This is a genomic window from Kribbella catacumbae DSM 19601 (assembly GCF_000372465.1).
GTDB lineage: Bacteria > Actinomycetota > Actinomycetes > Propionibacteriales > Kribbellaceae > Kribbella > Kribbella catacumbae.
Genome location: NZ_AQUZ01000091.1, coordinates 1 through 25,466, shown reverse-complemented (window position 1 = coordinate 25,466; position 25,466 = coordinate 1). Strand labels below are relative to the sequence as shown.

Here is a 25,466-nt window from a genome sequence, read left to right as displayed (position 1 = left end):
CGCAACCGCGGCGATCTCGGCCTCGAACATGGCCTGCATCACCGCCAGCCCAGCGGCCACACTCATCGCCAGCAGGCCCTCACGGGCCGCGCCGGCGACATCGGCCAGCGCGACACACACCTCGTCAGGCAGATCGGAGAAATTCATGGTGTCGGCCTGCGCGGCCGCGTGCAGAGTAGGTACGGTCTTCATGGCGGTCCCCTTCCTTCGGGTGTTCTTGGTCGTTCACCCGAGACCTACCACCAGGCAGGCCTCAGGTGGGGGACCGCCACCTCAAGTTCCACGAAGACCGGGACAACCTCTCCCCGTCCGCAGTAGATGTTTGTGATGTCCTGGTTGGTGTTGTATTCGGGCTTGACAAGCCAGTCCATGCAGCCGCTGAAGTAGGTCAAGCCCTTGCCCACCAGGTAGTCGTGGGTGACATGGAACAGTTTGCGACTGCTGCCGTTAGTGCCGGGGCGCCCGCCCCGCGATGCCCAGCCTTCGTTCATCTCGCGCCCAGGCCGCCTTGGCTTGGTCGAAGACCTTCTGCTGGTTGTCGATGTCGTTTTGGCTGAACCCGAAGTCACCGCCCTTGCGGCGGGGGCGCCGGGTGGTGCCGGTGCTGCACTTGTCGGCTGGGCGCGAAGACGTAGCGACATGGGCCCAGACCTTTCGGGCGAGGGCGGCCGGAGACCCGTCTGATAGAACGATATAGAAAGTCGCTCTGATCGTCGGAAGCGTCCGGAATTGGAGTAAATCCAGCTGGATTGGACTGTCGACACGTGGAACATAGATGTGAGTTCTACCCCTTGTCAATACCTCTCACTAAAACGTGCCAGTAGTAATCTGTCCGTGGAGATGCTCGGCACCCAGTCGGAGCTGGCCGGCCCGATTGGGGTCAGATGCGCGGGCGAGCGGTGGAGGCTCTGGGAACCAGGCGGGGACGCTGGACGGGATGCGAGGGGTGCTCGACGCGGTTCATCACGTCGAACAACGCCGTGGTGACCTCAGCGCCGAAGGCGTGGACGTCATGGCTCATCGCGGACAGCGCGGGACGGGTGAGCTGGCACAACTGGGAGTCGTCCCAGGCCAGCAATGACAGGTCGTCCGGCACGGATAATCCGAACTCGTCGGCGACGCCGAGTGCGGCTACGGCCATGATGTCGTTGTCGAACATGATGGCCGTGGGGCGGTCCGCGGACAGCAGCAGGTTCCGGCAGGCCTGGCTGCCGGAGTCGGGGGAGAAGTCGGCCTGCGCGGTCCGCCCCTCAAGTCCCAGGTCTTTGATCGCACGATCGAACGCGGTCGCCCGGATCACCGAGTGGCCGAGGTCGGGTGGCCCGCCGACCCGGCCGATCCGGCGGTGCCCCAGTGCGGCCAGGTAGCGGACCGCCTCGTCGATCGCTGCCTCGTCGTCGGTCCACACAGCCGTGAACGGACCGGCCAGTGAGGGCATGCCGACGACCACCGCGGGCAGTCCGATCTCTGTCAGGGCGGGGATTCGCGGGTCGTCTACCTTCAGGTCGACCAGAATGCTGCCGTTGACCCGGCCGCCTTGCCACCACTGTTTGTGGACCTCGATCTCCTCCTCGGCGTCTGTGAGCCGCAGCAGCAGTGAACAGGAGTGCCTGCTGAGAACGCTTTCCACGCCGGAGATGAACTCCATGTAGAACGGCTCGAGACCGAGTAGGCGTGCCGGGCGGGCGATGGCCAGACCAACCGTGTGGAGTGAACGACCCGACAGCGTGGCCGCGGCAAGGTTCGGCCGCCACCCGAGGTCTTTCGCGGCCGTCAGGATCCGTTCCCTAGTGGTCGCGGAAACCCCGGGGCGGTCGTGGAGCGCCAAGGTCACCGCGGACGTCGAGACTCTCGCCCGTGCTGCCACGTCCTTGATCGTGGTCTTGCGCTGCCGACCATCCGCACCCAAACCCGCCACAGGGGCTACCTCACCTCACTAGTCACGAACTTGCGCTCAAGGGTTCGGGATCGGACCCTCGCTCGTTCAGCTCCAAATCTATCCCAGTCGAGAGGTAGAACGCGCAAGTCTTGAGGGTGCCTGCCTTCGGGAACTCAGATGTAGGTGATCCCTCCAAGCGCTCCGAGGACATGAGTCGACTCGATCGCTTGAACGTTCCATGCGGATGACGAAGCGCTGATGACTCACGGTGATGATCTTAGTTCCTTGAGGGCCGATGGTGACCTCAGTGCCTGGCGCCCACCTCCAGACGATTGCACAATGTGATCAAAAGATGTGAAAAGTTTACTAGATCGTTCTATGGACAGATCGATTTGTTGCGTCTAGGTTAAGCAGCCATCAGCCGCTCGGGCCCAGCGGATATTTCGGCGCTTTGCCGGACCTGTGCCGGTACAGCAGTTCGTCAACGAGGAAGTGACATGACATGCGAAGGACACGCGTTCTAGCCGCAGGGATCACCCTGGCGATGGCTCTTACGGCCTGCGGCAGTGGGGGTGGCAGTGACACGAAGGACTCCGGCGCGGTGAGTGTGCCGGAGGACCCGGCGTCGGTGACCGGCTCGATCACTGTGCTGACCAACCGGACCGACCAGGTGCAAGACGGGACGGCCAAGGCCTATGCGGCGGAGTTCAGCAAGATCTATCCCCAGGTGAAGGTCGAGTTCCAGGGCATCACCGACTACGAGGGTGACGTCAAGATCCGGATGAACAGCGAGGACTACGGCGACGTGCTGTCCATCCCGGGCTCTGTCCCGACCAGCGAGTACCCGTCCTTCTTCGCTCCACTGGGAACGACGGATGAGCTGGCGAAGACGTTCGACTTCACCGAACGCAGCGCGGTCGACGGCAAGGTCTACGGCTTGGCCAACATCGGCGTGGCCAATGGCTTCGTCTACAACAAAGCGGTCTGGAAGCAGGCCGGGGTGACTGACTGGCCGAAGACGCCGGCGGAGTTCCTGGAGGCGCTGAAGGCGATCAAAGCCAAGACCGGCGCGACGGCGTACTACACCAACTACAAGGACGCCTGGCCGTTGACCAACTGGGGGAACGCGCTCGGCTCGCCGAGTTGCGATGCGGGCGCCGGGGACAAGCTGGCGAGCACCAAGGAGCCGTGGGCGCAAGGGCAGGATCTCAACGTCGCGGACACATTGCTGTACGACATCGTGCACGGCGGGTTGTCCGAGGGGGATCCGAACACCACCAACTGGGAGAATTCCAAGAACCTGATCGGCACCGGCAAGGTCGCCACCATGTGGCTCGGCTCGTGGGCCGTCGTCCAGATGCAGGAGGCGGCGAAGAAGGCCGGAAAGAGCGCCGACGACATCGGCTTCATGCCGTTCCCTGCCCAGGTCGACGGCAAGTGGTGCACCGCGGTGCGGCCCGACTACCAATACGCGATCAACGTGCACAGCAAGAACAAGCCGGCCGCCCGGGCCTGGATCGACTGGTTCATCACTAAGTCCGGTGACGCGCAGAAGGCCAAGTCGATCTCGTCGGTCAAGGGTGCGTCGCTGCCCGCAACGCTGCAGCCCTTCCAGGACGCCGGCGTGAAGTTCGTCAACATGACCTACGCCGACAACGCCAAGGTCGCCGACATCGATAAGGCCTCCGAGGTCGGCATCGGCGCTCCGGAGTACCGGCAGCGGATCGTCGATGTCGCTCGCGGTGCTGCGAAGGATGATCTGGCCGGAATCTTCGGTGACCTGAACAAGAGGTGGGCCGAGGCGCAGAGCACCGTCGGCTGAGCGACCGGTGCCGGTCGATCACACTGAATCCCTGAAAGAAGAGGAACATGTCGGCAACTCGAACAGCCGGAGAACGGCGCGAGGTTTCGTCGCCCACGACGCCGTCCAGGCGTTCGAAGTCGCGCGCCAGCCGGGGACGGCCCGGGCGGCGTGGACTCTGGTACACGCCGTGGCTGTATCTGCTGGCGCCGGTGGCGTTGCTGGTGTTGTTCACCTACGTCCCGGTGGTGAGCATGGTCTCGTACAGCTTCACCAGCTGGAACGGTCTCAGTCCCACCAAGCGCTACGTGGGCCTGGACAACTACGTCGATCTGTTCACCAGGCCGCAACTCTTTCAGGTGTTCGCGGTCAGCTTGTTCTACCTGGTCGGTGCGGCACTGCAGATCGTCGTGGCGTTGTACTTCGCGACGATCCTGAGCTTCAGTACGCGGTTCCGGAACCTTTTCAAGGGGATCCTGTTCTTCCCGTACCTGATCAACGGGGTCGCGATCGGGTTCGTGTTCCTGTACTTCTTCCAGCCCGGCGGGACGCTCGACACCATCCTCCAGCCTTTCGGGGTGGCGCCCCACGCCTGGCTGGGTGATCCGGATCTGGTGAACACCTCGCTGGCCGGGGTGTCGGTCTGGCGGTTCATGGGGCTGAACATGGTGTTGTTCCTCGGCGCGATCCAGTCGATCCCGCCGCAGCTGTATGAGGCGGCGGCGCTGGACGGTGCGAGCCGGTGGCAACAGTTCCGGCACATCATCGCGCCGGGGATCAAACCGATCCTCAGCCTGAGCGCGATCCTGGCGGTCTCCGGCGCATTGGCGGTCTTCGAGATCCCGTTCATCATGACCGGCGGATCGAACAACAGTGAGACATTCGTGATCCAGACGATCAAGCTCGCCTTCAACTTCAACAAAGTCGGGCTGGCATCGGCGGCCGCCGTTGTTCTGCTGGCAATCGTGTTGCTGGTGACGATGATCCAGCGATGGCTGGTCCCGGACGAGAGAGTCGAGATGTCATGACTGCGCCTATTGCACTTACCGGGGTCCGTCTGCGCGGCGATGTGGCTGTGTTCCTCAAGTACGTTTCGTTGCTGGCGGCAAGCGCGGTGGTCGTGGTGCCGTTGCTGGCAATCGTCTTGACCTCGTTGCGCACCGAGGGTGAGTTGGCCGGCGACGCGAATCCACTGTCAGCACCGGCGAACTGGTTCAACCTGCACAACTACCAGGTCGCCTTCACCGAAGGTCACATGCTGCGGGCGCTGTGGAACACGTCGTTCATCTTGTTCTTCTCGCTGATCGGCACGGTGTTCATCGGCTCGATGACGGCCTACGCCATCGACCGCCACCGGTTCCGCGGCAAGAAGCTCGTGATGACCCTGTTCCTCATCGCGGCGCTTGTTCCGGGCGTGACCACCCAGGTCGCCACCTACCAGGTGGTCAACGAGCTTGGCGTCATGGGGACCCGCTGGGCTCCGATCCTGCTGTACATGGGCACCGACATCGTGTCGATCTACATTTTCCTGCAGTTCATCCGCTCGATCCCGGTGGCGCTGGATGAGGCCGCTCGGATCGACGGCGCCGGATCACTGACCATCTACTGGCGGGTGATCCTGCCGCTGTTGCGGCCTGCGATCGCCACCGTGGTGATCGTGAAGGGCGTCGCGATCTACAACGACTTCTACATCCCGTTTCTCTACATGCCGGCGGACGGCCTCGGCACCATTTCGACGTCCCTGTTCCGGTTCAAGGGACCGTTCGGGGCGCACTGGGAGGTCATCTCGGCGGGCGCCGCCTTGGTGATCGTGCCGACGCTCGTCGTCTTCCTGGCACTGCAACGCTTCATCTACAACGGGTTCGCTGCAGGGGCCACCAAGTAGTGCCGATGGTGTCAGTCGGGCAGCAACCCGACATGTTGGGCAGCAGTCAGCTGCGACGCGTTCGAATTCAAGGAGCTTCGGCTTGAGCAAGCAGATCACACCACTGACCTCGGAGTGGACCGTTCGTTTGGCTGGCGTATCTCATCCCGCTGGCGCTGCCTATCTTCGCGATGTGACCGTGCCCGCTCAGGTCCCCGGGTGCTGTCACCAGGATCTGCTGGCGGCCGGACACATCCCCGACCCCTACCTCGACCGCAACGAGCTGGAGGTGGCGTGGATCGGCCAGGCCGACTGGCGCTACGACACCACCGTGGCGGCGATACCGCTCGGCTGCGAGCGTGTCGACCTGGTCTTCGAGGGCCTCGACACGGTCGCGACCGTGACCGTGGATGGCGCCGAGGTCGGAGAGACCCGGAACATGCACCGAAGCTATCGCTTCGACGTCACTCAGCGCGTCGCGGCCGGCGCGCAACTGTCGGTGCTATTCACCTCGGCCTACACCGAGGCCGAGGCCGTCAAAGAGCAGCTCGGGGAGCGGCCGAATGCCTACCCCGAACCGTTCAACTACATCCGGAAGATGGCGTGCAGCTTCGGCTGGGACTGGGGGCCGACACTGGTGACGGCCGGCATCTGGCGGCCGGTTCGCCTTGAAGGGTGGAGTACCGCGCGGCTGGCGAACGTCCGGCCGCTGGTCACCGTCGCCGACGGGACAGGACGAGTACAGGTCCACCTCGACCTTGACCGGACTGCGGCAGGGCAAGAGCGGAACCTGCGGGCTCTTCTAGAGGTCGACGGCAAGACCGTGATGGTGCCGATGCCTGCCGGTACAACCTCGGCGATCGCGGAGCTCGAGGTGCCTGAGGCGGCAATGTGGTGGCCCCGCGGGTACGGAGATCAGAACCTGTACGAGTGCAAGGTGGTTCTGGCTGAGGAAGACACCGGTGTCGAGCTGGACCGCTGGCAGCGCCGCATCGGCTTCCGAAACCTCGAGCTGGACCGGGGCCAAGACGCACATGGCACCGCGTTCACCTTCAAAGTCAATGGAGTGGCGACATTCGCGCGTGGCGTCAACTGGATCCCCGACGACGTGCTGCCGGCCCGGGTCGGTGCTGAGCGCTACCGTCACCGCCTGACACAGGCCGCCGAGGCGGGCGTCAACCTCGTCAGGGTCTGGGGTGGCGGCATCTACGAGGACGACGCCTTCTACGACATCTGCGACGAGCTCGGGCTGATGGTGTGGCAGGACTTCCTGTTCGCCTGCGCGGCCTACCCGGAGGAGGAACCTCTGGTTAGCGAGGTCGAGGCCGAAGCACGCGACAATGTCATCCGGCTCATGCCACACCCGAGCCTGGTGGTATGGAACGGCAACAACGAGAACCTCTGGGGGTTTCGTGACTGGGAGTGGGAAGAGCCACTGGCCGGCCGCAGTTGGGGTGAGGGCTACTACCTCGACCTGCTGCCGCGCATCGTCGCCGAACTCGATCCAACCCGCCCTTACAGTGCCGGCAGCCCCTGGTCAGGGTCATGGGAACACCACCCCAACGACCCCGCACACGGCCCCTCCCACTTCTGGGAAGTCTGGAACCGCCGGGACTACACCGACTACCTGAACGACGTTCCAAGATTCGCGGCCGAGTTCGGGTGGCAAGCGCCACCGGCCTACGCGACGCTACGGGCCGCGCTGCCCGACGAGGACCTCAGCCCCACCTCGCCAGGAATGCTTCATCACCAACGTGCCGAGGATGGTGTCGGCAAGCTCGATCGTGGCCTGACGCACCACTTCCTTCCCCCTGAGGACTTCGACAGCTGGCACTACCTCACGCAGGTCAACCAGGCCCGCGCTATCGCCACCGCCGTCGCGCACTGGCGTTCGCACTGGCCGGTCTGCGCCGGCACCGTCGTATGGCAGTTCAACGACTGCTGGCCGGTCACATCCTGGGCGGCAATCGACGGTGCTGCCCGCCCCAAACCTTTGTACTTCGAGCTCCGCCGTCTCTACGCCGACCGGCTTGTCAGTATCCAGACCCGCGAGGGCATTCGTTGCCTGGCCGTGGACAACCAATCCGGGCAGGTCTGGAGCGGGGTCGCCTCGGTTCGCCGGATGCTGGTCGACGGAACCGCGCTGGCCGAAGATGTCCTGCCGTTCGAGGTGGAGCCGTACTCGGTTGCCCTGCTGCCGCTGTCCGGCGAGGTCCGTAGCATCCAGGAGAGCGAGCGAGAATTCCTGGTCGCGGACGCGGGAGAACTACGTGATGTCGCCCTCGGCTGCGAGGACCACGAATTCGCATATCCGACGCCTGAGCTGCTCCTCGACGTCGAGCCGGCACCCGGCGGCGTCGTCGCCACGATCACCGCAAGTACTTTTGTGCGTGATCTCGTTCTCCAGGCCGACAGGCTCGGCGCCCAGGCCCAGGCCGATCGAGGACTCATCACCCTCCTGCCTGGCGAAAGTTGCGAGGTCGGGATCCGCGGGCTCGATCCGGCCGGCCTGGACCTCGAGCGGCTGCGGGCAGCGATCTTCTGCGTCAACTCGGCCCAGGCCCGAGCAGATAAGGCGCTGCAACCATGACCCGGCCGCAGTGTCGTAGGAGCGGCCGGCGCCACAAGGCGATCCGGTGCCCTGATGCACGAGCCACGGCAAGCCGGGGGTGGCGTTCGTGACTGTGCTCGCGCTCGATATCGGCGGCACCAAGTTCGCCGCTGCCCACGTCACACCAGACGGTTCCATCGTCGAGCGCGACGAGCGGCCGATCGGTTCGGCGCCCACCGCCACATTGGAACATCTGGTCGCCGACTTCACCGGCCCGGATCTCACCTGCGTGGGGATTGGCACGGCGGGGCCTCTGGAGGTCTCGACGGGGATGGTGTCTCCGGTCAACATTCGGTCCTGGCGCAGCTTCCCGCTGGTTGAGGCTGTGAGCCGGCAGGTCGGCGACGTCCCCGTGGTGCTAGCCGGAGACGCTCAGTGCATGGCGGTCGGTGAATGGTGGCTGGGCGATCACACCGCAGCGTCACTGCTAGGCATCGTGGTCTCGACAGGTATCGGTGGGGGACTCGTTGTACAAGGCAGACCGCTGCTGGGCAGCACTGGCAACGCCGGACACATCGGGCACACCACCATCGACCGCGACGGTGACCCGTGCCCTTGCGGAGCCAGAGGTTGCCTCGAGACGATCGCGAGCGGGCCCAGCATAGTGCGATGGGCCCTAGCTCAAGGCTGGCGACCGAACCATCCGGTCAGCACGGTGACGACCAAAGAACTGGCACAGGCCGCCCGCGACGGTGCGGTCATCCCGAACGCGGCCTTCGATCGTGCCGCCAAAGCACTCGCGGCCGCCATTCGTAACGCGGCAGCTCTGCTGGACATCAGCAACGTGGTGATCGGAGGCGGAGTGGCCGCGGTCGGGGACCTGTTGCTGGTGCCGATGCGCCATCACCTGCACCGTCTCGACGACCTTGCGTTCCTGCAGGGCATCACCATCACGGCGTCGTCGCTGGCACGCGATGCCGGCCTGCTCGGTGCCGCCGCTATCGCCCTCCAGGCCAACGGCGCCACTCTGCGGTCCCGGGCGGTGGTGCTGGCCGACCGACAACACGACTCGGCCGACCGATGCACTACTCGAACCCTGTAGTCCGCCCCGCCTCATCGTGAGGCGCTATCAAGGAGGAAGAATGGCGTATTTTTACCGCAGTCCAAAGGCCGATCGCGACACAACGAACCCATCCGGGCGTTTCTGGAGGCCACGCCGCAGAGCGCTCACCTGCCTGGCTGCGGCTCTGGCTGTCCTGGCCACCGTGCCCGCAGCCGGGCCGCAGGCTCAGGCCTTTCCGGCTACACCCAAACAGAAGGTGATCAACTACCTGAAGTCGATCACCGGACAAGGCATCGTGTCCGGTCAGCACAACAAGGAGCCGGCCAGTCAGCCGGCGCAGTACACCCAGCAGGCGAGGGACGTCACCGGCCTGTACCCCGGGCTGTGGGGAGGGGACATGATGTTCCGCGCGGACGACATCAACAACCGTCAACGCGTGATCGACCAGGCCAAGACCGAGTGGAGCAACGGGTCCCTTGTGGCCCTCACCTGGCATGCCTGCTCCCCGACGGTCGCGCGCACCTGCGAGTTCGAGGGTGGCGTGAAGCGGCAGATTACCGCCGACCAGTTCAAGGAGATCGTCACCGGCGGCACCAACCTGAACAACGTCTGGCGGAGCCGGATGGCGGAGGTGGTTCCCTACCTGCGCCAGCTCAAGGACGCCGGTGTGCCGGTGTTGTGGCGGCCGTTCCACGAGATGAACGAGAGCTGGAACTGGTGGGGTAACCAGCCAGGCGTCAACGGCGGCGCCAAGATCTACCAGCAGATGCGGGACTACTTCGACAGCCAGGGCCTGGACAATCTGATCTGGGTCTGGAACGTGCAAGACAACCCGGCTGGTGGCTGGGCGAACTACTACCCGGGCGTCAATTACGTCGATGTGGTCTCGCTGGACGTCTGGTACAAGGGACTTCCCAGCGCGAGCGACTACCAGCAGTTGCAGAACATCGCCGGCACCAAGCCGATCGCTCTGGCCGAGATGGGCAAGGTGCCCACAGCTTCGCTGCTCAGCAGTCAGCCACGCTGGTCCTACTTCATGATCTGGTCGGAGCAACTGCGCGGCAGTAACACCGACGCCGAGATTCGCACCGCCTATGCCCTTCCCCGCGTCCTGAACCGGGGCGAGATAGTCATCCCCGGTGGATCAAACCCACCGCAACCCAGGACCGGGCAGATCACCGGCATCGGCGGCAAATGCGTCGACGTTGCCGGAGCGAGCAGCACCAATGGCACCGCGGTCCAACTGTGGGACTGCAACAACGGCACCGCTCAACGGTGGACGATTGGAAGCGACAACACAATCCGTGCCCTCGGCAAATGCCTCGACGTCGCTGGCGGCAACACCGCCAACGGTACCCTGATCCAGCTGTGGGACTGCAACGGCTCCGGCGCCCAGCAATGGCAGCAATCCGGCAGCCAGCTGCGCAACCCACAATCAGGCCGCTACCTCGACGCCCCCGGCGGCAACACCGCCAACGGCACCCGCCTGCAGATCTGGGACTCCAACACCAATCCCTGGCAGCGATGGACCCTGCCCAACTAACCCTCACCTCGACCCTCAGCGTCCTGACCACAACCGCCCCCGGTCCGGACGCTGAGCCCTGCGTAGTGGCGAAGGCCACCCCCTACGGCGGCGGCCTGCTCACCGCCTGCCGCCGACCACGACCCGATACGCCTACGGTGAAGCCCCCCGAAGTGCTTGCAGCGGCCGAGGCAATGGGGGCCGCTACCGCAGGCCGCGGAATCCCGCTCGCTGCCGCCGCACTGCAGTTCTCGACTCCGATCCGAGGATCACTTCGACAATCGTCGGGATGCTCTCCCCGGCAGACCTCGATGCCACCATCGAACTCGCTTCGGTGCAGCTCCCGACGACCTGTGGGCGAACTCGACACGTTGGTCCCCCGGCAGTGACCTGGCAGGACTCGCCAGGCCGCGGAAGAAGTAGCTTGCGATGTAGGTCCGCTCATAGCCGTCGGCCAGGCGCAGCCCTGGTATCCCTTGCTGCTCACGCGATCACTCCGGCACGTACAGGGCTAGGACCAAGGTTCCCTTGGTGGGGATGCCATCGGTGACTTTGAGGGTGGCGGTGCTTGCCTTGGAGGCGGGGGCGGTGTAGCGGGAGGTGTCGATGCCGACTCCAGGGCCGTAGTCTCCTCGGCTGACGAGCGGTTCTGGGTCAACAAGTACGCAACGCAGCAATGCCGCGTACTGCGTACTGGCGAACCTCTCGAAGTCCGTCGGCCCACTCATCTCGGCCCTGGTCGTGTGCACACAGGAGATGAGCGGGTGGGCGGCCCCGATGGTTGCATGTGGTCAGTCGGCGGGCAGATAGAGAGCCAGGACGAGATGGCCCCTGGTGTACTTGCCAGGCGAGAGGGTGAGTTTGGCGGTGAAGGCTGGGCGGGCGGCTTCGCCGGCGATGCCGATGCCGCCGCCGACGTTGCTGGAGGAATCGGTCAGGCCGGTGACGCCGACCGTGGGCTGGTCGCCGGCCATGCCGGCGGTGCCGTAGGCGACCAGGAAGGGCTTGTCGGCGGGGGTGGCGAGTTCGAGTTCCCTTGCGGTCCTCGCGTCGGCCGTCTTGACCTCGGCGAGCCGGTAGTTGTGGCCGTTGAACTCCTTGACAACGTCCACGAACGAGTCGCCGACAGCCCGCGCCTTGCCCTTGGCGTAGATGCCCAGGCCGAGCCAGTCGTCCGGCTTGCTGAGCGGCTTGCCGTTCCTGTCCTCCAGCCGCACGGTCACCGTCACCCGCTGTCCGGCGGGCGGTGTTTCGCCAGGGATGAAGCTGGAGTTGGCGCCGGCATCGATCGATCCCTCGCCGGAGCAGCTGGTCTTGATGGCAGCCGAGCCGTTGAACCTGATGCTGACCTGGTACTGCGGGTCGACGCCTGTGTGCCTCGCCGTACAGAAGTCGTGCAGGCTGATCCGCCCACCGGGGGCCGTGAAGGCGAGGTCGAAGGAGGTCTTGCCGCGGTCGCCGATCTTGGCCGCGAGCAAGGCGTCGCCGCCGACCTTGGCGCGGTAGCGGATGCCGTCCTTGACGTAGTCGTCGGCGGAGGTCGGCGGTGCCTGCGAAGGCGGGCCGCTGGACGGCGCGACGGCGGTCTGGTAGATGCCTAGGGCAAGTTGTACGGAGCTGTCCTGCACCGGCTGGGCGAGCGCGTCCGAGAGTTGGGCCGTGACGCGGGCAGGCTTGCCGGCCGGTGCCAGCAGCCCGAGCAGGTGATCCGTGGGAACTCTGATCCCGTCCCCGCTCGCCTCCGGGTCGGCAAGGCACTCGTTGGTGCCCACGATGTAGTCGTTGACCCTGATCGTGACAGTCCGCAGACTGCTCGCGGTCGAGTTGCAGTAGGTGGCAAACCTGACGGCCTTGCCCTCCGGCGTCCAGCTGAAGGTCAGTTTGTCCTGGCCGGTGTCGCCGATCCAGCCCTTCTCCAGCCGATCCGCGCCGTCGACACCGCGCAGGACCACACCGTCCTTGGTGTAGTCGCGCGGTACGTCGTCCGCCGGCTGCGGAGTCGTGGTGCTCAGGCCCGGGACGATGCCGGAGGCAACAATTGCGATGATCGCGAGGCCGCCGGCGGCACCGGCCGCTCCCGCCGTACGGCGGCGCTTGGTACGGGCGATCTTGTGGCGTACTCCGGGCAGCAGGTCCGGCGTCTCGTCGGTCGAGTTGGCGCGGGCGGTGAGCTCGTCGCGCAGGTCGGTGAGCTTCATCGCGTCGACTCCTGGTCTGCGGGTGCATCGGTGGTCAGCAGCGCCGGATCGAGGCGGAGTTTGGCGAATGCCTTGCTGGTCTGGCTCTTCACCGTTCCCGGGCTGCAACCGAGGACGCGAGCGGTCTCTGCCTCGGACAGATCCTCGTAGTACCGCAGTACGACGACAGTGCGTTGCCGGCGGGGGAGTCGCTGCAAGGCCTGCCAGACGTCGGTGCGCTCCTCCGCACTGGCCGGTACTGCGGTCTCGGGCAGTTCGTCGGTCGGCTGCTCGCCGTTCCAACGGCGGCGCCACCAGGAGGCGTACGTGTTGACCATCACCTTGCGGACGTACGGCTCGGGGTCGCCACCCTCGATCCGGGACCAGGCGAACCAGGCCTTGGCCAGTGCCGTCTGCACCAGGTCCTCGGCGAGTGCGTGGTCCTGGGTCAGCAGGTACGCCGTCCGCAGCAGCCGGCGAGACCGCGCGAGCACGAACGCGTCGAACCCCTCAGCAGCCGCCACCGGTCGCCCCGTTCCCCGTGCACGCAATGTGAGCGTGCTGTCGTCAATGGTCACATCATGGTGGACCGTCGAGGTCCACCGATCGGTTGCCTCGCGACGGCCCATTACCAGTTGTTCGTCGAAAAGTTTCCGGTGAGCTCTGGTCAAGCGGTGGATAGTGGCGGGATGGTGGGCCGAGACAGGCGCGTTTCGCCCCAAATGCGTTCGGAGGTAATCCCATGCTGAAACACTTTTCTAGGCCAGTGCCCAGAATTCTGTGCATCCTGGCGTTGTTCGCAGCCATGCTCGGTGTCACCGTCACGACCCAGGTGGTGACCGCGACCAAGGCTCATGCCGATGGTTGCTACACGTGGAGCCGCACCCTCAGCGAAGGCGCCAGCGGCGAAGATGTGCGGCAGTTGCAGATCCGGGTCGCCGGCTATCCGGCGTACGGCGGGCACATCGCCGCGGACGGCGCCTTCGGCCCGGCGACCAAGGCGGCGGTCCAGCGGTTCCAGTCCGCCTATGGGCTGGGTGCCGACGGGATCGCCGGCTCCGCGACCTACAGCAAGATCTATGCGCTGCAGGATGACGACTGCACCCCGATCCACTTCACCTACGCCGAGCTCGACGACGGCTGTGGTGGCAGCGGCTGGGATGGCGGGCCACTGTCGCCGGCTGCGACCAAGGCCAATGCCCTGCAGACCATGTGGCAGCTCGAGGCTTTGCGGCACGCGCTCGGTGACCAGCCGTTGACCGTCACCAGCGGCTTCCGCAGCATCCCCTGCAACAACTCGGTCGGCGGCGCGAGCAACAGCCAACACCTGTACGGCCGCGCGGCCGACCTGGTCGGCGTCCATTCCCTGTGCACGCTGGCCAAGCAGGCCCGCTACCACGGATTCGGCGGCATCTTCGGTCCCGGCTACCCGGGTCACAACGACCACACCCATCTCGACATCAGGACCAGCAACTCCTGGTCCGCACCCAGCTGCGGGATCTGAGATCTGAAGCCGCCTGGCAGTGGCCGGTGAACTAGCTCCGGCCACTGCAGGCGGGATCAGACTGCTCGGACCAGTTGCCCGAGGGTGATGCCGGCGGCCCGGTCCAGGTGCTCGGCGCTGAGACCGGCCGCGCGGGCGCCGAGGACGTCCAGGTCCAGGTTGTCGCCGATCATCAAGGTCTCGGCCGGGTCCGCGCCGAGCGCCTCGCAGGTCAGGTGGTACGCCTCGCGCGCGGGTTTGCTGAAGCCGAGGGCTTCGGAGGTCGACACCACGTTCACCAGCTCGGCCAATCCGATCGCCGTGAGTTTGGCGTTCTGCTGCAGGGTGCTGCCGTTCGTCAGTACGCCGATCCGCCAACCGTTGCTTTGAGCAACTTCCAGGGCGGTCCGGGCGTCCGGGAAGGCCGCCCAGCTCTGCTCGTAGCACGCCAGGAAGCCCGCGAACATCTGGTCCAGGTCTTCGTCCGTGGACGGCACCAGCTGGCCGAGTAACGGCAGGAACTCGCGCAGTCGCGCGCGGCGCTTGCCTTGGTGGGTGATCCGCCCGGCGAGCCAGGCATTGAAGTTCCGCTGCTCGATCTCGAACCAGGCGATCCTCAGATCATCGGTCACCTCGACGCCGGCCAGTGCCGGAACCCACACCTGCAGGGCGGCCGTCATGGAGGAGGTGTGATCGAAGAGCGTGTCGTCGAGGTCGAAGATGACCGCCTTCACGCGGGAACCACCGACGTACGGTTGAGCTCACGGTGGTTCGCGTAACCCGACAGGGCCAGAGTGAGATCGAGTTCGGCCAGCAGGCAACGCAGTACGTGATCGACTCCGGCCTGGCCGGCCAGCGCGAGGCCGTAGAGGAACGGGCGGCCGAGGAGGACGGCCTTGGCGCCGAGCGCGAGGGCCTTGGCCGCGTCGGCACCCGTCCTGATCCCCGAGTCGAAGAGCACCGTCACCTGCTCGCCGACCGCGTCCGCGATCGCCGGCAGAGCGTCCAGCGCCGCGATCGCGCCGTCGACCTGGCGACCGCCGTGGTTGGAGACGACCAGGCCGTTCACGCCGTGCTCGGCCGCGAGCTTGGCATCGTCGACCGAGGTGATGCCCTTCAGCACGATCGGGCCGTCCCAGTTGTCGCGCAGGAACGACAGTTCGTCCCAGCTGAGGCCGACGTTCGGGAACATTTGCGCCCAATGCATCACCGCCGCGGTCGGATCCTCCGCGATCGGCTTGGCGAGCTTGGCCTGGAATGCCGGGTCGCTGAAGTAGTTCGCCAGCCCTTCGCCCTTGAGGAATGGCAGGAAGCCGCGGTCCAGGTCGGCCGGGCGCCAGCCGATCGTGCCGGTGTCCAGGGTGACCACCAGGACGGAGTACTGGCTGGCCTTGGCGCGTTGGAGGAAGCTGAGGCAGACGTCCTTGTCGGTCGGCCAGTAGAGCTGGTACCACTTGCTGTCCGCCTCGATCTGCTCGAACGAGTGGCTGGCCTGGGTGGAGTGCGTGTAGGTCAGCCCGAGCGCACTGGCCGCTCGCGCGGTCGCCAGCTCGCCTTCGGGATGCGCCAGCGTCTGTACGCCGACCGGCGCGATCAAGACAGGCGCCGACATCTTGGTGCCGAGGATCGTGCAGGACAGATCGCGCTCGGTACTGCCGCGCAGCATCCGCGGGACGAGCCGCCACCGGTCGAACGCGGCCAGGTTGGCCCGGGCGGTCGAACCGCTGCCGGCGCTCGGGACGATGTAGCCCATCGCCTCCGCGGACAGGTTCGCCGCCGCCTGCGACTCCAGCCGGGACAGGTCGGTGGTGATCTCCGGCTTGGTGTCGGAGAACATCCCCTGGACGTAGATGCTCAACTGGTGGTCGCCAAAGTTCGCCATGCTGGATGCTTTCACGTCCACTCGGCCGCGCTCAATGCTCTGGATGCGACAATCAGGCGTGACAAGTTCGGTGACTCCTGACAGCAAGACCTCGAGGCACGTCGGCTTGGCGCTGCTGGCGCTGGCGACCGGGGGTTTCGCGATCGGCACCACCGAGTTCGTCACGATGGGGCTGCTGCCGCAGATCGCCGACGGGGTGGACATCTCGATCCCGACCGCCGGGCACGTCATCTCGGCGTACGCGATCGGTGTCGTGGCCGGCGCTCCGGTGATCGCGGCGCTCGGTGCGCGGACCGGACGCAAGCGGCTGCTGCTCGGGCTGATGGCGGTCTTTGTCGTTGGCAACGTTCTCTCGGCCGTTGCCAACAGCTACGAACTGCTGATGGCCGCGCGGTTCCTCACCGGCCTGCCGCACGGCGCCTTCTTCGGCATCGGTGTGGTGGTCGGCGCGTCGATGGTGCCGGTCAACCGGCGGGCCTGGGCGGTCTCGATGATCATGGTCGGGTTGCCGGTGGCAAACATCGTCGGCGTACCGGTGACCACGTTGCTCGGCCAGCAGTTCGGCTGGCAGCTGCCGTTCGTTGCCGTCGGCATCCTTGGGTTGCTGACCCTGGCCGCCGTCTGGTTCTGGATCGATCCGCAGCCGGTCGGCCACGACGTCAACGTCCGCAGCGAGTTGAGCGCGCTGGCGAAACCGCAGGTCTGGATGGCGTTGCTGGTCGGCATGGTGGGCTTCGGCGGCATGTTCGCGACGTACACCTACATCACTCCGACGATGACCGAGCTGGCCGGCTTCAGCGAGGCGGCGGTGACGATCGTGCTCGCCGTGTACGGCGTCGGCATGACCGGCGGAACCCTGGTCGGCGGCCGGCTCGCCGATCGCGCCCTGATGCCGAGCCTGTACGGCGGCCTGGTCGCGGTGACCGTTGTCCTCGGCACCTTCGGCTGGCTCGCCCAGAGCAAGGCGGGCGCGCTGATCGGCGTCTTCGCGATGGGCTTCAGCGCGAGCATCCTGATCCCGGCGCTGCAGACCCGGCTGATGGATGTCGCGCACGAGGGACAGTCGTTGGCGGCTTCCCTCAACCACTCGACGCTCAATGTCGCCAACGCATTGGGCGCCTGGCTGGGCAGCGTCGTACTGGCTGCCGGCTACGGCTACGAATGGCCAAGTCGAGTCGGCGCCGCACTCGCGGTGGCCGGGCTGGTCCTGGCTCTCGTGTCGGGGCGGATGGATCGCCGTACGCCGCTGGCCCGGGCTGGCTAGACGCCGTACGCCGCTGGCCTGGGCTGGTTAGATCGGAGCATGGCGACACTGGTTTTGAGTGGCCCCGACCTCGTCCGGCGGCGAGGTCTGCGGCAGATGCGGCTGGTCGCGCTGTCGCTCCTGGTGCTGGCGGCGATCGTGTACGTCGTCACGCTGCACCGCGAGGGCGCGTGGGGGTACGTGAACGCCGCCTCCGAGGCCGCGATGGTCGGCGCGCTGGCGGACTGGTTCGCGGTGACGGCGCTGTTCCGGCATCCACTCGGGCTGCCGATCCCGCACACCGCGATCGTGCCGACCCGCAAGGACAGCCTGGCCGAGAGCCTGGAGCAGTTCGTCACCGAGAACTTCCTGTCCGCGGAGGTGGTCGCCGAGAAGATGCGCACCGCCGAGGTGAGCCGCCGGGCCGGCGAATGGCTTGCCTCCGGCAACCATGCCGAGCGGATCGTCGAGGAGGGCGCCCGGACGATCGGGGCCGCGTTGCCGAAGCTCGGCGATGACGACGTCACCGCTTTCGTCCGCGGGTCACTGCTGCCGCGCTTCGCCGAGGAACCGCTCAGCCCGATCGCGGGACACTTCCTGGCATCGGTGGTGGACGACGGCGCGCATCACGCGTTGCTCGACCTGCTGATGGTCGAGGCGTACGACTGGCTGTCCGAGAACCGCGACCTGCTGACCGACGTGGTCGGACCGCGCGCCCCTCGCTGGTCGCCGCGCTGGGTGGACTCGATCGTCATCGACCGGATCCACCGCGAGGCGCTGACCTGGCTGGCCGCAGTACGGGACGATCCACGGCACCCGGCCCGCAGGGCGATCGACCGGCTGCTCGTCCAGCTCGCCGACGACCTGCAGAACGACCCGGAGATGATGGACCGCTTCGAGGCGTTCAAACGCCGGATGCTGAACCACCCGGACATGAGCGGCAGCCTGACCGCGGTCTGGGACGCCGTCCGCACAGCGCTGATCGGCGCGATCGCCGACCCCGCAGGGCCGTTGCGGTTGCGGGCGACGCAAGCGATCGAGGACTTCGGCAAGCGGCTGCAGACCGACGAAGTGCTGATCGGCAAGGTCGACAGTCGTGCCTCAGAGGCGGTCGGGTACGTCGTCCGCACCTACGGTACGGAGATCGTCTCGGTCATCTCCGACACCATCGAACGCTGGGACGGCCGGGAAGCCGCGGCCCGGATCGAGCTCCACGTCGGCCGGGACCTGCAGTTCATCCGCATCAACGGCACCGTCGTCGGAGCCCTGGTGGGGCTGGCGATCCACACCTTCAGCCAGCTGATCTAGCCAGCCCGTCGAACGCGAGGTCGAAAACCGTGTCGAGCTGCTCTCACACCGAGCCGCACCCCGTACTCCGGTCGCCGTCGCAGTCTGACCACCCCCACAGGCGACTGAGGCAATGGGAGCTGCCTCAGTCGCCTGTACTACGCCCCACGCGCCTCCTGCGTCGCCGCTCCCACCCACCCTGCTCCGCCGCTCCTGCGTCGCGGCTCGGTGGAGGCTAGCTCGACGGGTGGCGTTGCTCAATCTCCGCTGTTGCATATAAGCTACAGAGGTGAGCGCAGCTGTTCTGGTTCGGGAGGCCCGTGAGCACGCGGGTCTGTCTCGCAGTGCGCTCGCTGCGAAGGCCGGAGTTCCGACCTCGACCGTCTCTCGGATCGAAGACGGATCGAGCGATCCCACTCTGACAATGCTCGCTCGACTCATCGCCGCCGCAGGCAAACACCTTTCGGTCAGCGTGACTGCACGGCAGCCGACCAGCCCGGCGATCGAGCTACTGGCCGGGGCCTACCGACCGGATGCTCGCGACCGGCCGGTCGACTGGACGCGGTTGCGCGGGTTCCTGGACCAGCTGACAGCACATCCAGAGCTTTCGGCCGATGCCATCGAGGCACCTCCGTCGCGTACTGGCGATGCGGCGTTCGATGCGCTCCTGGCCGGAATCGCGGAGAAGGTCGCCGACGATGCCGGGATCCCGCGTCCGCGGTGGACTAAATCCGTCCCCCCGTCCCCAACGCCCTGGACCGCACCCGGCACACCAGCAAGAACCAAACGGGCCCGCGCCGCGGCACCACCCCAACTGGCAGCACGCAACATCTGGCTGGCGGCAAAAGACCTGTGGCGTAATGCAGAGTGAGCAGCTCGAACTTGCGAGCGGAGGCTGGTTGATGGCGGCAGGGGAAGAGGTTGGTGGGACGGAGTTGACGCCGCGGTTGGGGAAGGTTGCTCGGCGGGAGTTAGCCGCTAGTGGCTACACACGGTATGAGCAGCTCAGTGGGGTCAGCTCGAAGGAGTTGCTGAGGATTCATGGGGTGGGACCCAAGGCGATTCGGATTCTGGAGGAGGAGCTGGCTGCGTTGGGGCTCGCGTTTGCCAAGGTGTAACCGGGGGCGGTGTGTCGTAGTCTGTGCCGGCTGGGCTGCATTGGCCCGGCCTGCAGGGGGTTGAGATGGATGTGGAGTCGGTGGGTGCCGAGGTAGGGCAGCGGGGGCGCGGGCGGGGCCGGGCGGCGTGGATCGCTGGGGTGGCGGCGCTGGCGGTTGTGGCGGGCGGGGCGACGTACGTCGTGACCGGGCGGGACGAGACGCCCAAGGCCACGGCGGGGACCGGGGCTACGCCGACGGCGACAGCCTCGTCGACGTCGGCCGACATCATTGCCGAGGAGAAGTTGCTGGCGGGGATCGACGCCACGCTCAAGGGGCGGGCGGCCGCGCTGGTGGCCGGGCGGCTGCCGCAGTTCCTGGCGTTCACCGATCCGAAGAACGCCAAGCTGGTGCAGAGCGACAAGCAACTGTTCGCCAACCTGCAACAGCTCGGCCTCAAGCAGCTCAGTTATGTGCGGGTGCCGACCTTCTCTCCCGAGCAGCGGACGAAGCTCGGACCGGGCGCGCGGGCACTCCGGATCAGGATGCTGGTGCAGCTCGAGGGAATCGACCAGGCGCCGCGGGTCACCCAGATCGGTTACGCCTTCGCCCAGCGTGGCGGTCGCTGGGTGGTGGTCGACAACGACGACGCCGAGGCGGCAAACCGCGGCGACAGCCGTGAGCCCTGGGAACTCGGCCCGATCGAGGTGGCGCGCGGGCGCGGCGTACTGGTCGTCTCGTCTCCGGGCGAAGCGAAGAACGGCCGGCGCCTGGTGCGGGAAGCCGAGGCCGCCATTCCTGCGGTCCGGGCCGCCACCAAGCGGGCCCAGGCGGGCATCCTGGTCGTCGCGATGGCTGCTCGGCGGTCATGGGACAGCTCCGCGATCACCGGTGGGCACCCGGCGGGCGCGGTGGCCATCCCCAACATGTCGCCGGCGAATGCCGATGCCAGCGAGTTCAAGGTCACCGGCAGCCGGGTCGTGATCAATCCGACCTATCGCAAGACCTCGGACCGATTCCTGCTCGCGCACGAGTTCACCCACGCGGCGATGGCGCCGCTCGGGTTCGGGGCACCCATCTGGTTGGTGGAGGGGTACGCCGAGTACGTCGAGCGGCACCTGCTGGAGCGCAGCAACTACAGCAACTGGGTCGGCAGCCAGCGGCGCGACCTGCGGAAGAAGGCGATCAAGTCGCTCGTGGTGCTGCCGATCGACGGTGTCTTCCACGGCGACTACGACGAGGACAGCTACGGCGTTGCCTGGCTGATCGTGGAGTACCTCGCGAACAAGTACGGCGTGGCCACGGTCAACGCCCTGTACGCCGAGACCGCGGCGCAGGCCGACGACCCAGCCCTCCGCGACAAGTCCCTGAGCAAACACCTGAAGCTCACCGAGACGGCCCTGGTAGCAGCATTGAAGAAGTACACAGGGCCGTCCTGAGATAGCTCCTTAGTCGACCGTCCAGGTGTCGGCTCCGGTGACGAGGGACTGGAGGTCGCCGGTGCCCTGGGTTTCGTGGGCGGTGGCTACCTGTTGGCGGACCAGGTCGTCGTACGCCGGGCGTTCCACCGAGCGGAAGACGCCGATGGGGGCCTGGTGCAGGATACCTGCGTCGGTGAGGCGGGACAGGGCGAACGCGTACGCCGGGTCTTCGGTGTGCGCGTCGTGGACGACCAGGTCGGCCTCGCCGCCGGGCAGGTCCGCTACCTCGCGGACTGCCAGGGAGGCGAACCCGTCGCGGACCACGCCCAGGTGGCCGTCCGTGCCGAAGCGGATCGGTTCGCCGTGGACGAGCGGGATGATCGCGTCGTCCCGGGTCTCCGGGTTCTTGAAGGCGTCGAAGGCGTTGTCGTTGAAGATCGGGCAGTTCTGGTAGATCTCCACGAACGCCGTACCGCGGTGCTCAGCCGCGGCACGCAGTACCGACGTGAGGTGCTTGCGGTCGGAGTCGACTGTGCGGGCCACGAAGGTCGCCTCGGCGCCGAGGGCCAGCGAGACCGGGTTGAACGGGTTGTCCACCGAGCCCATCGGGGTCGACTTGGTGACCTTGCCGGTCTCGGAGGTCGGCGAGTACTGGCCCTTGGTCAGGCCGTAGATCCGGTTGTTGAACAGCAGGATCTTCAGGTTCACGTTGCGCCGGAGCGTGTGGATCAGGTGGTTGCCGCCGATCGACAGCGCGTCGCCGTCACCGGTGACGACCCAGACGCTCAGGTCGGGCCGGGACACCGCGAGCCCGGTCGCGATCGCCGGCGCGCGGCCGTGGATCGAGTGCATGCCGTACGTCGACAGGTAGTACGGGAAGCGGGACGAGCACCCGATCCCCGACACCATCGCCACGTTCTCGCGCTTGATCCCGAGCTCCGGCAGGAACCCCTGGAAGGCGGCCAGTACCGCGTAGTCGCCGCAACCGGGGCACCAACGGACCTCTTGGTCCGACACGTACTCCTTGCGGGTCTGCGGTTCGGTCGCGGCCGGTACTCCGTGCAGCCCGCCCGGCAGGCTCGGCAGACCGAGGTCGACGGTGCTCATCGTGCTCCCTCCGGGTGGTGGACGCCGTTCGGCTGGACGTTCAGCGCCTCGCCATGAGTCAGGCTGGCGGCGGCCTCGCCGAGGTGGCGCGCGTCGTCGTCGATACCTTCGGTCTCCTCGACCAGGTTGCCGATCACCTCGGCGAGTTCGGCGGCGCCCAGCGGCATGCCGCGGACCTGCGCATAGGACACGACGTCGACCAGGTACTTCGCCCGCAACAGCAGCGCGAGCTGGCCGAGGTTCATCTCCGGCACGAGCACCTTGTCGTAGCGTGCGAGCACCTCGCCGAGGTTCGCCGGGAACGGGTTCAGGTGCCGCAGGTGTGCCTGGGCGACCTTGCCGCCGACCTTGCGGACCCGGCGGCAGCCGGCCCCGATCGGGCCATAGGTGCTGCCCCAGCCGAGCACGAGCACCTTCGCAGTACCGTCCGGGTCGTCCACTTCGAGCGGCGGCACGGTGATGCCGTCGATCTTGGCCTGGCGGGTGCGGATCATCAGATCGTGGTTCGCCGGCTCGTAGGAGATGTTGCCGGTCTTGTCCTCCTTCTCGAGCCCGCCGATGCGGTGGTCGAGGCCCGCCGTACCGGGGATCGCCCAGGCTCGCGCCAGCGTCTCCGGGTCGCGCAGGTAGGGAAGGTAGACCGGCTCGCCCTTGTCGTTGGTCGCGTTGGGCTCGGTGGTGAAGTTCGGATCGACCGTCGGCAGGTCCTCGATCACCGGGACCTTCCAGGGCTCGGAGCCGTTGGCCAGGTAGCCGTCGGACAGCACCATCACCGGGGTGCGGTAGGTGACCGCGATCCGGGTCGCCTCGACGGCGGTCGCGAAGCAGTCCGCGGGGGACTGGGCGGCGACCACCGGCAGCGGTGCCTCGCCGTTGCGGCCGAACATCACCTGCAGCAGGTCGGCCTGCTCGGTCTTGGTCGGCATCCCGGTCGAGGGGCCGGCCCGCTGGATGTCGCAGACCACCAGTGGCAGTTCGAGCATCACGGCGAGGCCGATCGTCTCGGACTTCAGGCTGATGCCCGGGCCGGATGACGTGGTCACGCCAAGTGCGCCGCCGAACGACGCGCCCAGAGCCGCGCCGACACCGGCGATCTCGTCCTCGGCCTGGATCGTCGTCACGTCGAACCGCTTCAGCTTGGAAAGCTCATGCAGTACGTCGGACGCCGGCGTGATCGGGTAGGCACCGAGCACCAGCGGCAGACCGGCCCGCTGGGCGCCCGCCACCAGGCCATACGCCAGCGCGAGGTTGCCGGAGATGTTGCGGTAGGTGCCGGTCGCCATCCTGGCCGGCTTCACCTCGTACCGGACCGAGAACTCCTCGGCGGTCTCGCCGAAGTTGTACCCCGCCCGGAACGCCGCGATGTTCGCGTCGCGGATGTCGGGCTTGCTGGCGAACTTGGTCTGGAGGAACTCGATCGTCGACTCGACCGGCCGCTGGAACAGCCAGGAGACCAGACCCAGGGCGTACATGTTCTTCGCCCGGGACGCGTCCTTGCGGGACAGACCGAATTCTTTGACCGACTCCACCGTCATGCCGGTCAGGTTCAGCGGCACCACGTGGTACGCCTCGAGCTCACCCGTCTCGAGCGGGTTCTCGTCGTACCCGATCCGCTTCAGGTTGCGCGCGGTGAAGTCGGCGGTGTCGATGATCAAGGTGGCGCCGCGCGGTACGTCGCGCAGGTTCGCCTTGAGCGCGGCGGGGTTCATCGCGATCAGCACATCGGGCGCATCACCAGGCGTCAGGATGTCGTGGTCGGCGAAGTGCAACTGGAACGACGAAACCCCCGGCAACGTTCCGGCTGGTGCCCGGATCTCGGCCGGGAAGTTGGGCAACGTCGACAGGTCATTGCCGAACGATGCCGTCTCCGCGGTGAATCGGTCCCCCGTGAGTTGCATCCCATCGCCGGAGTCGCCGGCGAAACGGATCACCACGCGGTCGAGCTGCTTGACCTCGATGGTCACTTTTCTGTTCATCTCCAAGTCGAAGCTTGGGTCGGCCGGCCCTCTTGTGAAGGACAGGTCGATCCCCCCAGTCAGGGCGATACCCCAATATTAGTTCGCCCTTAGTACGGAACCATGCAGAAGTGCTGATGGTCCACAGCCTGGGATCACCCAGTACCCACTTGACTCCCAAACCTTTCAGTGTGACGTAGAGCAGTCGTTCGCTTGCCTTCTGCAGTCGGGTCCGGCAAGGTGTCTTCATCAAGCTGTGATCTACCCCGGGACCCACCCGGGCTCGAGGGAGTTCCACCATGGGCGTGCGCCCTTCGATCGGCCTGCTGGTTGCTCTTCTTTTCCTGCCTCTCACTGGATGCGCCGGCACCGCGGTGCCCGCTGAGAGCGCGCTGTCGGTCCCGGACGCCAAGGTCGTGCCGGCCGCCGTCGCGGCCACGCCGGTCCGGACGGTGAAGATCACCAGCATCAGGACCACCAACGCGACCAAGGGCGTGCTGACGGTGGTCGGGCAGATCACCCCGGCGCCGGCGGCCAGGTCGCGCGTCTCGCTCCAGCGCTGGTCGTCGACCGGGCGCAAGTGGGAGGAGATCGGCCACGGCGTCACGTCGGGGACGAGCATCACGATCCCGCCGACGCTGCCCGGGTCGGTGAAGACGTACCGGCTCGTGATCGGCCCGCAGGCGCCGTACGCCGCTGCCGTGTCGCCGATGATCAGCTTCTCGCACTACGTCTACCGCGGGATCTTCAAGAAGCCGCTGCTCGCCGCGGGCGGCAAGGGGCACCCGCAGTTCAACGTCATTCCGCCGAGCGAAGGTCCACGGCGTTCGGAGGCGGAGCTGCTGGCGGACAAGGCCGGCAACGTCTGGGGTGACGTCAACACCACCGGCTGCCGCTGGGTGCGTACCTGGCTCGGCAACATCACCGACGGCACGATCCGGGCGTCCTTGCTGAACGGCGCGAAGGTGGTCGGCTCGGTGGACATGAAGCAGGAGACCGAGACCTGGCTGAACCGCGACATCCGCGGCGTCACCAGGCTCCGCCTGCAGATCGCCGACGTGAAGTCCGGCTACGGCCCGATCGTCGCGATCGACGCCTTGCTCCTCTGCACCAACTGAGTACCGCGCACTAAGT

Annotated in this window: 21 protein-coding genes and 1 pseudogene; 12 read left to right on the top strand and 10 right to left on the bottom strand. The window is 66.6% G+C overall.

Features of this window, described 5'->3' with window-relative positions:
* From A3ES_RS0143745 to A3ES_RS0143735, 3 genes and pseudogenes are all read right to left on the bottom strand, one after another.
* Window positions 1-192, bottom strand: a pseudogene (locus A3ES_RS0143745) (IS256 family transposase); the annotation flags it as partial.
* Window positions 193-236: 44 nt separating this feature from the next.
* Window positions 237-491, bottom strand: coding sequence for a hypothetical protein (locus A3ES_RS55825; protein ID WP_020393174.1), 255 nt, complete (start codon window positions 489-491; stop codon window positions 237-239).
* A gap of 389 nt (window positions 492-880) precedes the next feature.
* Window positions 881-1,918, bottom strand: coding sequence for a LacI family DNA-binding transcriptional regulator (locus A3ES_RS0143735; RefSeq protein WP_020393173.1), 1,038 nt, complete (start codon window positions 1,916-1,918; stop codon window positions 881-883).
* Between the two features lie 463 nt (window positions 1,919-2,381).
* Here A3ES_RS0143735 and A3ES_RS0143730 point away from each other — a divergent pair, with 463 nt between their 5' ends.
* The 6 genes from A3ES_RS0143730 to A3ES_RS56580 all read left to right on the top strand — a co-directional run bounded on the left by A3ES_RS0143730 (window position 2,382) and on the right by A3ES_RS56580 (window position 10,701).
* A complete protein-coding gene (locus tag A3ES_RS0143730) occupies window positions 2,382-3,701 on the top strand; it encodes an extracellular solute-binding protein (protein ID WP_026163766.1) in 1,320 nt (439 codons plus the stop codon).
* 47 nt (window positions 3,702-3,748) lie between these two features.
* The gene (locus tag A3ES_RS0143725) at window positions 3,749-4,708 is read left to right on the top strand and encodes a carbohydrate ABC transporter permease (protein WP_026163765.1); all 960 of its coding nucleotides are present in this window, start codon (window positions 3,749-3,751) and stop codon (window positions 4,706-4,708) included.
* Window positions 4,705-5,565: a carbohydrate ABC transporter permease gene (locus A3ES_RS0143720; RefSeq protein WP_026163764.1), complete on the top strand. Its 861-nt coding sequence runs from the start codon at window positions 4,705-4,707 to the stop codon at window positions 5,563-5,565. Before A3ES_RS0143725 ends, A3ES_RS0143720 begins: the two co-directional genes overlap by 4 nt.
* 82 nt (window positions 5,566-5,647) lie before the next feature.
* A complete protein-coding gene (locus A3ES_RS0143715; protein WP_020393169.1) occupies window positions 5,648-8,134 on the top strand; it encodes a glycoside hydrolase family 2 protein in 2,487 nt (828 codons plus the stop codon).
* Window positions 8,135-8,222: 88 nt separating this feature from the next.
* Entirely contained in the window at window positions 8,223-9,197 is a 975-nt protein-coding gene (locus A3ES_RS50520) for an ROK family protein (RefSeq protein ID WP_202806725.1), read from the top strand.
* A 163-nt stretch (window positions 9,198-9,360) separates the two neighbouring features.
* Window positions 9,361-10,701, top strand: a complete 1,341-nt coding sequence (locus tag A3ES_RS56580) for a glycosyl hydrolase (protein ID WP_237745215.1) — start codon at window positions 9,361-9,363, stop codon at window positions 10,699-10,701.
* Between the two features lie 470 nt (window positions 10,702-11,171).
* Here the strand turns inward: A3ES_RS56580 and A3ES_RS0143700 are convergent, their stop codons facing one another.
* From A3ES_RS0143700 to A3ES_RS0143690, 3 genes are all read right to left on the bottom strand, one after another.
* The gene (locus tag A3ES_RS0143700; protein ID WP_020393166.1) at window positions 11,172-11,408 is read right to left on the bottom strand and encodes a hypothetical protein; all 237 of its coding nucleotides are present in this window, start codon (window positions 11,406-11,408) and stop codon (window positions 11,172-11,174) included.
* A gap of 63 nt (window positions 11,409-11,471) precedes the next feature.
* A complete protein-coding gene (locus A3ES_RS0143695) occupies window positions 11,472-12,878 on the bottom strand; it encodes a hypothetical protein (protein WP_020393165.1) in 1,407 nt (468 codons plus the stop codon).
* Complete coding sequence (locus tag A3ES_RS0143690; RefSeq protein ID WP_020393164.1) at window positions 12,875-13,486, bottom strand: SigE family RNA polymerase sigma factor; 612 nt, start codon at window positions 13,484-13,486, stop codon at window positions 12,875-12,877. Before A3ES_RS0143690 ends, A3ES_RS0143695 begins: the two co-directional genes overlap by 4 nt.
* Window positions 13,487-13,623: 137 nt before the next feature.
* Between A3ES_RS0143690 and A3ES_RS0143685 the strand changes: the two genes are divergently transcribed.
* Entirely contained in the window at window positions 13,624-14,361 is a 738-nt protein-coding gene (locus A3ES_RS0143685) for a D-Ala-D-Ala carboxypeptidase family metallohydrolase (RefSeq protein ID WP_237745214.1), read from the top strand.
* A gap of 56 nt (window positions 14,362-14,417) precedes the next feature.
* Here the strand turns inward: A3ES_RS0143685 and A3ES_RS0143680 are convergent, their stop codons facing one another.
* Both A3ES_RS0143680 and A3ES_RS0143675 read right to left on the bottom strand, forming a co-directional pair.
* On the bottom strand, window positions 14,418-15,074 hold the full coding sequence (locus A3ES_RS0143680) for an HAD family hydrolase (RefSeq protein ID WP_020393162.1): 657 nt from the start codon (window positions 15,072-15,074) through the stop codon (window positions 14,418-14,420).
* On the bottom strand, window positions 15,071-16,222 hold the full coding sequence (locus A3ES_RS0143675; protein WP_026163763.1) for an alpha-hydroxy-acid oxidizing protein: 1,152 nt from the start codon (window positions 16,220-16,222) through the stop codon (window positions 15,071-15,073). Before A3ES_RS0143675 ends, A3ES_RS0143680 begins: the two co-directional genes overlap by 4 nt.
* Before the next feature lie 58 nt (window positions 16,223-16,280).
* On the opposite strand from A3ES_RS0143675, the gene A3ES_RS0143670 reads away from it, so the two are divergent.
* From A3ES_RS0143670 to A3ES_RS0143650, 4 genes are all read left to right on the top strand, one after another.
* Window positions 16,281-17,486 carry an MFS transporter gene (locus A3ES_RS0143670; RefSeq protein WP_237745213.1) on the top strand — a complete coding sequence of 402 codons (1,206 nt, stop codon included), beginning with the start codon at window positions 16,281-16,283 and terminating at the stop codon, window positions 17,484-17,486.
* 39 nt (window positions 17,487-17,525) lie between these two features.
* The gene (locus A3ES_RS0143665; RefSeq protein ID WP_020393159.1) at window positions 17,526-18,773 is read left to right on the top strand and encodes a DUF445 domain-containing protein; all 1,248 of its coding nucleotides are present in this window, start codon (window positions 17,526-17,528) and stop codon (window positions 18,771-18,773) included.
* Window positions 18,774-19,041: 268 nt separating this feature from the next.
* Window positions 19,042-19,623, top strand: coding sequence for a helix-turn-helix domain-containing protein (locus A3ES_RS52040; RefSeq protein WP_083934081.1), 582 nt, complete (start codon window positions 19,042-19,044; stop codon window positions 19,621-19,623).
* A gap of 312 nt (window positions 19,624-19,935) precedes the next feature.
* On the top strand, window positions 19,936-21,288 hold the full coding sequence (locus A3ES_RS0143650; protein ID WP_063746070.1) for a hypothetical protein: 1,353 nt from the start codon (window positions 19,936-19,938) through the stop codon (window positions 21,286-21,288).
* Window positions 21,289-21,297: 9 nt separating this feature from the next.
* Here A3ES_RS0143650 and A3ES_RS0143645 read toward each other — a convergent pair whose 3' ends face one another.
* Complete coding sequence (locus tag A3ES_RS0143645; RefSeq protein ID WP_020393155.1) at window positions 21,298-22,377, bottom strand: 2-oxoacid:ferredoxin oxidoreductase subunit beta; 1,080 nt, start codon at window positions 22,375-22,377, stop codon at window positions 21,298-21,300.
* On the bottom strand, window positions 22,374-24,353 hold the full coding sequence (locus A3ES_RS50510; protein ID WP_237745212.1) for a 2-oxoacid:acceptor oxidoreductase subunit alpha: 1,980 nt from the start codon (window positions 24,351-24,353) through the stop codon (window positions 22,374-22,376). The genes A3ES_RS0143645 and A3ES_RS50510 overlap by 4 nt, the downstream gene beginning before the upstream one ends.
* Before the next feature lie 278 nt (window positions 24,354-24,631).
* Between A3ES_RS50510 and A3ES_RS0143635 the strand changes: the two genes are divergently transcribed.
* A complete protein-coding gene (locus tag A3ES_RS0143635; RefSeq protein ID WP_020393153.1) occupies window positions 24,632-25,450 on the top strand; it encodes a hypothetical protein in 819 nt (272 codons plus the stop codon).
* Window positions 25,451-25,466 lie beyond the last annotated feature (16 nt).